The sequence below is a fragment of the Arthrobacter sp. genome (assembly GCF_031988865.1).
Classification (GTDB): Bacteria; Actinomycetota; Actinomycetes; order Actinomycetales; family Micrococcaceae; genus Arthrobacter_B.
In genome coordinates this window covers 18,740-28,860 of the sequence record NZ_DALZXY010000040.1, presented here as the reverse complement: position 1 = coordinate 28,860, position 10,121 = coordinate 18,740, and the positions used below count along the sequence as shown (strand labels likewise).

10 protein-coding genes are annotated in these 10,121 nt (G+C 65.4%); all 10 read right to left on the bottom strand.

Annotated features, from left to right (window positions below; genetic code table 11):
• The coding region (locus tag RTN46_RS09150; protein ID WP_312180742.1) for a triose-phosphate isomerase at positions 1-336 on the bottom strand (336 nt) is incomplete at its 3' end.
• Between the two features lie 89 nt (positions 337-425).
• Positions 426-1,652: a phosphoglycerate kinase gene (locus RTN46_RS09145; protein ID WP_312180740.1), complete on the bottom strand. Its 1,227-nt coding sequence runs from the start codon at positions 1,650-1,652 to the stop codon at positions 426-428.
• Between the two features lie 36 nt (positions 1,653-1,688).
• On the bottom strand, positions 1,689-2,693 hold the full coding sequence (gene gap / locus RTN46_RS09140; RefSeq protein ID WP_312180738.1) for a type I glyceraldehyde-3-phosphate dehydrogenase: 1,005 nt from the start codon (positions 2,691-2,693) through the stop codon (positions 1,689-1,691).
• A 211-nt stretch (positions 2,694-2,904) separates the two neighbouring features.
• The gene (locus tag RTN46_RS09135; RefSeq protein ID WP_312180737.1) at positions 2,905-3,531 is read right to left on the bottom strand and encodes a superoxide dismutase; all 627 of its coding nucleotides are present in this window, start codon (positions 3,529-3,531) and stop codon (positions 2,905-2,907) included.
• A 108-nt stretch (positions 3,532-3,639) separates the two neighbouring features.
• Positions 3,640-4,620, bottom strand: coding sequence for a DNA-binding protein WhiA (whiA, locus tag RTN46_RS09130; protein ID WP_312180736.1), 981 nt, complete (start codon positions 4,618-4,620; stop codon positions 3,640-3,642).
• A gap of 10 nt (positions 4,621-4,630) precedes the next feature.
• Positions 4,631-5,656: a uridine diphosphate-N-acetylglucosamine-binding protein YvcK gene (gene yvcK, locus RTN46_RS09125; protein WP_312180735.1), complete on the bottom strand. Its 1,026-nt coding sequence runs from the start codon at positions 5,654-5,656 to the stop codon at positions 4,631-4,633.
• Positions 5,657-6,556, bottom strand: a complete 900-nt coding sequence (gene rapZ, locus RTN46_RS09120; RefSeq protein ID WP_312180733.1) for an RNase adapter RapZ — start codon at positions 6,554-6,556, stop codon at positions 5,657-5,659.
• 88 nt (positions 6,557-6,644) lie between these two features.
• Positions 6,645-8,657: an excinuclease ABC subunit UvrC gene (uvrC, locus tag RTN46_RS09115; protein WP_312180732.1), complete on the bottom strand. Its 2,013-nt coding sequence runs from the start codon at positions 8,655-8,657 to the stop codon at positions 6,645-6,647.
• A 94-nt stretch (positions 8,658-8,751) separates the two neighbouring features.
• Positions 8,752-9,420, bottom strand: a complete 669-nt coding sequence (locus RTN46_RS09110) for a lysophospholipid acyltransferase family protein (protein WP_312180730.1) — start codon at positions 9,418-9,420, stop codon at positions 8,752-8,754.
• A complete protein-coding gene (locus RTN46_RS09105) occupies positions 9,407-10,102 on the bottom strand; it encodes an HAD hydrolase-like protein (protein WP_312180728.1) in 696 nt (231 codons plus the stop codon). Before RTN46_RS09105 ends, RTN46_RS09110 begins: the two co-directional genes overlap by 14 nt.
• Between the last annotated feature and the right edge of the window lie 19 nt (positions 10,103-10,121).

Sequence of the window (10,121 nt, the reverse complement as noted above, 5' to 3'; positions counted from 1 at the left end):
TTCGCTGTGTCCGACCAGGACGTAGCTGCAGCCGAGCCGGGAGAGGAACTGCCCCGAGATATCACCGGTGTACGCGCCGGAGTCTTCGGGCGAGAGGTCCTGGGCACCGTAGGCCACCTTGAGCTTGTCGCCCTGGACCAGGGTCTGGGTGCTGCGCAGATCGGTGAAGGGCGGGAAGACCACAACCTCGACCCGGCTGAAGTCGTGCTTCGCATCGCTGAGCGTCCAGGCAAGCTTCTGCAGCAGGGTGATGCCCTGCACGTGGTCCATGTTCATTTTCCAGTTGCCCGCGATCAGCGGTGTCCGGTCATACTTGCCGTTGGTCGAGGTAGTCATCTCTGCTCCGGTTCATTTTAGGTAGAGGTTTATGGTCGCGGACACGCCAAACGGGTCCGCCGGAGAAACACCGACGGGCCCGCGGCCGCTTACTTGTCGAGGACGGCGATGCCGGGGAGTTCCTTGCCCTCGAGGTACTCGAGGCTGGCTCCGCCGCCGGTGGAGATATGGCCGAAGTCGCTGTCGGAGAAGCCCAGCTTGCGCACTGCGGCTGCCGAATCGCCGCCGCCGACCACGGTCAGGCCGGAGCACCCCTTCAATCCTTCCGCCACGGCCTTGGTGCCGCCGGCGAACGCATCGAATTCGAAGACGCCCATGGGACCGTTCCAGAACACGGTGGAGCCGGCACGGATCCGGTCGCTGAAGGCCCGCGCAGAGTCGGGACCGATGTCCAGCCCGATCCCGGAGGCGCCAAAGTTGCTGTCCTCCATGGCATCAGCCCGGACAACCTCATGCTTGGCGTCGGCGGCGAACTTGTCGGCCACCACAATGTCGGTGGGCAGCACGAACTCGCAGCCGGACGCTGCCGCACGGGAGAGGTAGTCCTTAACGGTCTCGATCTGGTCCTCTTCGAGCAGGGAGGCTCCCACCTTGTAGCCCTGTGCTGCCAGGAAGGTGTAGACCATCCCGCCGCCGATGAGCAGGTAATCCGCGCGGGTCATCAGGTTCTCGATCACCGCAAGTTTGTCGGAGACCTTCGAACCGCCCAGCACCACTACGTAGGGCTTGGCCGGATCCGTCGTCAGCCGGGAGAGTACCTCCAGCTCGGAGCGGACCAGGTTGCCCTCGTAGGCGGGAAGGACTTCGGCGATGTCGTAGACGCTGGCATGCCTGCGGTGCACAGCACCGAAGGCATCATCCACATAGGCGCCGTTCCCCCCGGTCAGCGCGGCCAGTTCCCGGGCTAATGCCTGGCGCTGGGCATCGTCCTTGGAGGTCTCCCGGGCATCGAAGCGGATGTTCTGGAGGACCAGGACGCTACCCGCGGCCAGGCTGGCGGCGCGTTCCTTGGCGCTGGGGCCGGTCACATCATCAGCGAACTCAACGGCGAAGGGTGCCAGTTCGTCGAGCCGGTCCACAGCCGGCCGCAGGCTGTACTTTTCGTCCGGCTGACCCTTCGGCCGTCCGAGGTGGGCCATCACGATGACCTTGGCGCCCCGTTCCACCAGCAGCGCCAGCGTAGGAATCGAGGCGCGGATCCGGCCGTCGTCGGTCACCCGCCCGTTCTCCAACGGTACGTTCAGGTCCGAGCGGACAAGGACGTACCGGTTGTCAACGCCGTCGCTGATCAGTTCGTCAAGTGTCTTGATTGTCATGTCTACCTTTGCTTCTTTGCCGTGCGGGCGGTGGGGCTAGAGTTTGGCTGCTACGAGGGAGGTGAGGTCCACCAGGCGGCAGGAGTACGCCCACTCGTTGTCGTACCAGCCGACCACCTTGACTTCGCTGCCCATGACACGGGTAAGCCCCGAGTCGTAAATGCACGACGCCGGGTCGGTGACGATATCGGAGGAAACCAGCGGCTCGTCGGTGTACCGGAGGTACCCGTTCAACGGTCCGTCACTGGCAGCCCGGTATGCGGCATTGATCTGCTCCACGCTGGCTTCGGTGCCCAGGGTGACCGTCAGATCGGTTACCGATCCGGTGGGCACGGGGACACGGAGCGCGAAGCCGTCCAGCTTGCCGTCGAGTTCGGGGATCACGAGTCCGATCGCCTTAGCGGCACCGGTGCTGGTCGGTACGATATTGAGCGCTGCGGCGCGGGCCCGGCGCAGGTCCCGGTGCGGCCCGTCCTGCAGGTTCTGGTCTGCGGTGTAGGCGTGAACCGTGGTCATGAGCCCGTGTTCAATGCCGAAGGCGTCGTTGAGGACCTTCGCCAGCGGTGCCAGGCAGTTGGTGGTGCAGGAGGCATTGGAGATGATGGTGTCAGTGGCGGGGTTGTATTCACTGTCGTTCACGCCCATCACGATCGTGCGGTCCGCGCCCTTGCCTGGTGCGGAGATGAGGACCTTTTTGGCGCCGGCTTCAAGATGGGCCCGGGCGTCGTCGGCCTTGGTGAAGAACCCGGTGGACTCGATGACGATGTCCACGCCCAGATCCTTCCAGGGGAGGTTTGCGGGATCTCGTTCCGCGAGGACCTTGATGGTCTTTCCGCCCACCACCAGGTTGCCGTCCTTAACCTCCACGCTGGTGCCGATCCGGCCGGTCACGGAATCGTATTTGAGCAGGTGGGCCAGGGTTTCAGGACTCGTCAGGTCATTAACCGCGACGATATCAAGGTCGGCATTCCGTTCCAGCGCTGCCCGGAAGTAGTTGCGGCCGATACGTCCGAATCCGTTGATTCCAACACGAATAGTCACTTTTCTTCTCTCCTTGATAGCGGGTCGATCGAGAATCAGTGACCTCAGTGGGAAAAGGCCACTTCAGTTGACTTCGCAGGAGCGGAGGGGGCCGGACCTGCGTCAGCGCACGGACTGCCGGTCAGGCACTGCATGAGCCGTTGTTTCATCTTACGCGTTGGGGCCGCCGGTATGTGACCGGCGGCACCCAATTTGGCGGAACTGTACGCGATTAGGCGGGCAGGACCAGCTTGGAAGCGCCGGCGCGGGCGGCGTCGAAGCGCGCTGCGACGTCGGCCCAGTTGACGATGTTCCAGAATGCCTTGACGTAGTCAGCCTTCACGTTGACGTAGTCGAGGTAGAAGGCGTGCTCCCACATATCCAGCATCAGCAGCGGAATGGTGCCAACGGGGACGTTGCCCTGCTGATCGTAGAGCTGCTCGATGACGAGGTTCCCGCCGAGGGGTTCGTAGGCCAGGAGTGCCCAGCCGGAGCCCTGCAGCGAGTTGGCAGCAGCGGTGAACTGGCCGCGGAACGCATCGAAGGAACCGAAGAAGTCCTCAATGGCAGCCGCAAGCTCGCCGACGGGCTTGTCGCCGCCCTCAGGGGACAGGTTGTTCCAGAAGATGGAGTGGTTCGTGTGGCCACCGAGGTGGAACGCGAGGTCCTTGGAGAGCTTCGGGATGGTCCCGAAGTCGCCCTTTTCACGGGCTTCTGCCATCTGCTTGAGCGCGGTGTTGGCGCCGGCAACGTAGGTGGCATGGTGCTTGCTGTGGTGCAGCTCCATGATGCGCGCCGAGATGTGCGGTTCCAGCGCTGCGTAGTCGTACGGCAGTTCGGGCAGTGTGTATTCGTTCACGAAAATCCTCCGTTGATTTGTCGGATCCATTTATCCCGGGCGGCTTGTCCGCCCGGAAGTTCATTGGGCTGAACAGGTCAGCACCCTTAGTCCATCCTATGCCGGTGGCTACTGGTCAAGCATTTCGGGGGTCACATTCGCTTCGGTGCCCGGAATTCCGAGTTCACCTGCCCGTTTGTCCGCCATGGCCAGGAGCCGTCGGATCCGGCCGGCAATGGCGTCCTTCGTCATGGGCGGCTCGGCGAGGCGTCCAAGCTCGTCCAGGCTGGCCTGTTTGTGCCCCACGCGCAGTTCGCCGGCATAGCGCAGGTGTTCGGGCACATCCTCACCGAGGATCTCCAGTGCGCGCTCCACGCGGGCGCCGGCGGCGACGGCAGCCTGTGCCGAGCGGCGCAGGTTCGCGTCATCGAAGTTGGCAAGCCGGTTGGCAGTGGCGCGGACTTCCTTGCGCATCCGCCGCTCCTCCCAGACCATAAGTGCGTCGTGCGCACCCATCCGGGTCAGCAGGGCAGCGATCGTGTCCCCGTCGCGGATAACAACGCGGTCGACGCCGCGGACCTCGCGGGCCTTGGCCGCGATGCCGATCCGCCGGGCCGCGCCTACCAGGGCGAGGGCAGCTTCGGGACCGGGGCAGGTGACCTCCAGTGACGAGGAGCGTCCGGGTTCGGTGAGGGAGCCGTGGGCCAGGAAAGCCCCGCGCCAGACTGCCTCGGCGTCGGCCGCGGAACCGTTAACCACCACGGAGGGCAGGCCGCGGACTGGCCGTCCCCGCGCGTCCAGGAGTCCCGTCTGGCGGGCCAGCGACTCGCCGTCCTTCACCACCCGCACCACATAGCGGTTGCCTCGGCGCAGGCCCGATCCGGAGACCACAACGATGTCGCTTGCGTGCCCGTAGACCTCCGCAATGGCCGCACGCAGCCGCCGGGCCGTCGAAGCGAGGTCTACTTCAGCCTCGATGACGATGCGACCCGAGATGATGTGCAGGCCTCCTGCAAAGCGCAGCATTGCCGAAACTTCGGCTTTTCGAACCGAGGACTTTTTCACGGTCAGTCGTGAGAGTTCCTCTTTAACTGCAGCAGTCAGCGCCACAAATACACTCCTAGCTTTCCCCGAAAATATCGTGATAGGCGGATGCCAGGCGCAGCGGATCATGGATCGGCCGCCCGGCCGCTGCCCCTACCTTACCGAAGACCGGACGCGCACCCATTTCGGCTGCGGCTGCGGCGAACGCGTCCCGGTCTTCCACCACGGCCGGGTCGGCCAGAATAACGTCCACCTTGAAACCGGGTGCATACCGCCGGATGACCTGAAGATGGTCGACGGCGGTCATCCCCGCGGTTTCCTTGGTCTCGTTGCTGAGGTTCATGGTCAGGCACCGCCGGGCCTTGGATGCGCACAGGGCCTCGCGCATTTCCGGGAGCAGCAGGTGCGGCAGGACGGAGGTGTACCAGGAGCCAGGTCCGAGGATCACCCAGTCCGCACGTCCGATGGCGGAGACGGCCTCCGCGCAGGCGGGGGCATCAGGGGGCAGCAGACGGACGTTAAGGACGTTGGATCGGGTTCCCGCTACGGCCAGTTCGGCCTGCCCGGTCACGGTTTCGTGGCGGAGGCCGGAGTCGGCCATGCGCAGGACGTCACCCTCGATGGTCAGCGGGACCGTGGACATGGGCAGGACCTGACCGCGTGCGCCGAGCAGGGCACCGGCCCATTGGAGCCCCGCGACGGGATCGCCGAGCAGTTCCCATAGCGTGACGATCAGCAGGTTTCCCAGCGCGTGGTTGTCCAGCGAGCCGTCCACGCCGGGGCGTGAGCGGAACCGATGCTGCATAACGTCGCGCCAGGTGCGTCCCCAGTCCGTGTCGTCGCAGAGGGCGGAGAGCGCCATGCGGAGGTCCCCGGGCGGCAGCACATCGAGTTCCTCCCGCAGCCGGCCGGAGGAGCCTCCGTTATCTGCCACCGTGACGACGGCGGTCAGGTCGGTGGTGAGCAGGCGCAGGGCGGATAGGGACGCGGACAGTCCATGGCCACCGCCCAGTGCGACGACGGCCGGGGACTGGCCTCCCCCGGGGGGCCGGAGCGACGCTCCTTCGGGGAGGATCGGAATCGGTCCGGTGAGGAACCCCATCTATTCCCGCCCGAGATCGCGGTGGTGGGAGCTGACCGTCACATGGGGCAGTTTTGCCAGCCGTTTTGCCAGTTCTTCGGTGACGGCAACGGAGCGGTGCTTCCCCCCGGTGCATCCGACGGCGATGGTGGCGTAGTGCTTGTTTTCACGCCGGTATCCGTCAATGACGGGTATCAGCGCGTCTACGTAGCGGTCCAGGAAGTCCGCGGTGCCCTGGGCACCCAGGACGTAGTCGCGCACCTCGGCGTCCTGGCCGGTATGCGGCCGCAGCTGCGGCACCCAGTGCGGGTTGGGGATGAACCGGACATCTGCCACGAAGTTCGCGTCAACGGGAAGGCCGTACTTGAACCCGAAGCTCATGACGTTCAGGCGCAGCACAATCGGGCCGTGTTCGGTGAACAGCTCGGTGATGGTGGTAGCCAGTGCATGGACGTTGAGCTTGGAGGTGTCCACGATGACGTCGGAGGCGTCGCGGAGTTCCCGCAGGACGTCCCGTTCCGCGGCAATTCCCTCCAGGATCCGTCCGTTCTCCTGCAGCGGATGCGGGCGTCGTCCGCTTTCGAACCGCTGGACGAGGGCCTGGTCGGAGGCTTCAAGGAACAGCACCCGGTAGGTGACGCCGGCTGCACGGAGGTTGCCCAGGGCCTCGCGGATGTCCTGGAAGAGTTCCTTGCTGCGGACATCGATCACGACGGCGAGCCGGGGAATCGAGTGCGGCATCCGGGACACGAGCTCGGTGAGTGTGCCGAGCATCAGCGGAGGCAGGTTTTCCACGACGTACCAGCCGTGGTCTTCGAGGGCGTTGGCTGCGGTGGTTCGTCCGGCACCGGACATGCCGGTGACGACCAGCAATTCTGACTCGGCAGGTTTGATGGGCTGCAGCCCGTCGACTTCTGTCATGTTTTTCCTTGTCCCGTCCATCAACCAAGCGTCGCCGGTGTCACCGCGGCCGGTTCCGGCCGCCGTCCACCGGCGCTCCCAAGCCTAGCTAAGATTCGATTATTTCGCCGGTGGCCATGTTGACGGCGGGCGCCGCGTCAGCGGCGGCGCCGGCGAGGTTTGCCTGGATGACGGAAGCCATGGCCGGACCGATCCCCGGAACTTCCATTAGCTCCACCGTGGTTGCCTGCTTGAGCCGGCGCACGGAGCCAAAGTGCTTGATGATCGCCTTCTGCTTCGCCGGGCCCAGGCCCGGAATATTATCCAGGGCGGAGGCCGTCATGGATTTGCCGCGCTTTTGCCGGTGGAAGGTGATCGCGAAGCGGTGTGCTTCATCGCGGATCCGCTGCAGCAGGAACAGCGCCTCGGAGGACCGGGGCAGAATCACGGGGAATTCGCTCTCCGGAACCCAGACTTCCTCCAGCCGCTTGGCCAGGCCCACCACGTAGACGTCGGTGATGCCGAGGTCTGCCAGTGCGCGGGAGGCGGCGGCGACCTGCGGCTTGCCGCCGTCGACCACCACCAGGTTGGGCGGGTAGGCGAATTTTGCCTTCGGCGCCGCGGTGAGGGTGTCCGCGACGGGTTCCTCCGGCCCCGGGGCCCCGTCCGGCATGCCGTCCTGGACGTCTCCGCCGTCGGGCACTTGGGCAGCGGGGTCAAAGTTATCCGCGAGATAATGCTTGAAGCGCCGTGAAATGACGTCGTACATTGACGCGGTGTCATCGCGGGCGGCGTCGCCCGTGATCGAGAAGCGCCGGTAATCCGGCTTCTTCATCAGCCCGTCCTCGGCCACCACCATGGAGGCCACAACATTGGTGCCCTGGACGTGGGAAATGTCGTAGCACTCGATGCGCAGCAGCGGCACGGGAATCTCCAGCGCCTCCTGCAGCTCGGAGAGCGCGGCCGACCGGGTGGTCAGGTCCCCTGCGCGCCGGCTCTTGTGCAGGCGCATGGCGTCTTCGGCATTGCGGGTGACCGTCTCCATGAGCGACTTCTTGTCCCCGCGCTGGGGAACAGAGATCTTCACGTTCGATCCGCGCAGCCCGCGCAGCCAGATCTGGAGCTCTTCCGTATTTTCGGGCAGGACCGGGACCAGCACGCTGCGCGGGATCCTGTCGGCCATGGCCGCTTCCCCGTAGACCTGCTGCAGCAGATGCTCGACAATTTCCCCGGTGTCGGTGTCCTCGACCTTTTCCACGACCCAGCCGCGCTGCCCGCGGATCCGGCCGCCGCGCACATGGAAGACCTGGACGGAAGCTTCCAGTTCGTCCTGGACCAGCCCGAAGATATCGGCGTCCGTGTCCTCGGACAGGACGACGGAGTTACGTTCAAAGACCTTTTTCAGGGCGGCGATGTCGTCCCGGATCCGGGCGGCGGATTCGTAGTCCAGTTCGGCCACGGCGTCCCGCATCCGCTTCTCGAGGTCGGAGACGAAGCGTTTACCCTCCCCGGACATAAACGCACAGAGCTCCGCCGCCAGGGCACGGTGGTCTTCGGCGCTGATCCGTCCCACGCAGGGCGCGGAGCACTTGTCGATGTAGCCCAGGAGGCAAGGACGTCCGGTGCGTTCCGCCCGTTTGAACACTCCGGCACTGCAGGTGCGGACCGGAAAAACGCGCAGGAGGGTGTCCAGCGTCTCGCGGATCGCCTTGGCGGGGTAAAAGGGGCCGAAGTAGCGGGTGTCCTTCCGCCGGTCGCCGCGCATGACCTGCGCACGGGGGTACTTCTCCCCCATGGTGACGGCCAGGTAGGGATACGACTTGTCGTCCCGGAACATGATGTTGAACCGGGGGGTGAATTCCTTGATCCAGGTGTACTCGAGCTGCAGGGCCTCCAGCTCGGTGCCGACCACGGTCCATTCGACGCTGGTGGCGGTAAAGACCATGGCGCGGGTCTTGGGCAGCAGCTGCCGGGGGTTGGCGAAGTAGGAATTGAGCCGGGAGCGAAGGTTCTTGGCCTTGCCCACGTAGATTACCCGGCGGTGTTCGTCCCGGAAGCGGTATACCCCGGGTTCGGTCGGGATTTCTCCCGCCCGGGGGCGGTAAGTTACTGGATCTGCCACGTCTCCATCCTAAGACGGACCCGGCAGCCCGCCGGACGACGGCGTGGCCGGTTTCGCCGCCCGCGGAAGCAGGAGGCTGGATGACCAGGCGGGATCAGGCGCCGTCGGGTTTGTTCTGGTTGTAGCTGGCGGCGCGTTCCTGGCCGGAGAGATCGGCGACGGCATCCATGACCTGGTCGGTCACCCGGCGACGCTCCGGAAGGGCGTGCCCGGGTCCGGTCTTCTGGAAATACAGCGGCCGGCCCACGGACATGGTGAAGGACTGCGGTTTGACCCACTTTTTGCCGGCAGGCTGCAGCCGTTCGGTGCCGATCAGGCCGACGGGGACCACCGGCGCACCGGAGGTCAGGGCCAGCCAGCCCACGCCGGTGCGGCCGCGGTAAAGCAGGCCGTCGCGGGAACGGGTGCCTTCGGGATAGATGCCTATACCGCCGCCGGTTTCAAGCACGTCCAGGAGGGATTTCAGTGCCGCCACGCTGGCGGCCTGCTGGCCCCGCTCTACCGGAATGGAGCCGACGCTTTCGAAAAAACTGCGCATCGCGGCGCCCTTGAGGCCCGGGGTGGTGAAGTATTCGGCCTTGGCAAAGAAACCGACCCGCCGCGGCATCAGTGCCTGGATGAGGACGCTGTCGAGGAAGGACAAATGGTTTGAGGCAACGATGAACGGGCCGGAGGTGGGGACATTTTCAAGTCCGGTGAGCGTGGGGCGGCACAGTTTAATGAGGCCGCGGGTGCTGGACCGGGTGAGGTCATAGAGTGCCATGTGCACCTGCCAGGCCCGCGGCGTCCACGATGGCAGCCTTCAATTCCGCAGGTGTTTCGACGACGGCGGCCGCCCCGGCGGCTTCCAGCTCGCCCTCGGCGGCGAAGCCCCAGGAAACGCCGATGCACGGAATCGAGTTGGCGGCAGCGCCCTCGACGTCATGCAGCCTGTCCCCGACCATGACCGCGGCGGAATACTTTCCGGCGTGCTGGTTCAGGGCAGCCCTGATGATGGAAACCTTGCCGTCGGTGGCCGCAGCCTGCTCATCCGCCGGGGATCCGTGGATGGAGGCAAACAGGTCGTCGAGCTTTTGGACCCGGAGCAGTTCCTTGGCGATGGGTTCCGGCTTCTGTGTCGCCACCGCCACGGTGCAGCCGGCACCGCGCAGTTCTTCCACTGCTGCCCGGATGCCGGGGTACGGCCGGCTGGCCGCCATTCCGCTCTCCCGGTACCCGGCACGGTAGCGGCCAATCACCGCGTCCAGCTTCTCCGCCGGGACGCCGGCGATACGGGTCAGGGACTCAGCCAGGGCCGGCCCGACCATCCGGTCCAGCTCCGCCGCTGGCGGGACTGGAAGTCCGGAGTCGGAGAGTGCGGCGCTGATGCCGCCGGTTATGCTTCCGGCGGGGTCCACGAGGGTGCCATCGAGATCAAATAGGACCAGGAGCCGGAGTTCTATCACCGGCCAAGTTTCCCACAGT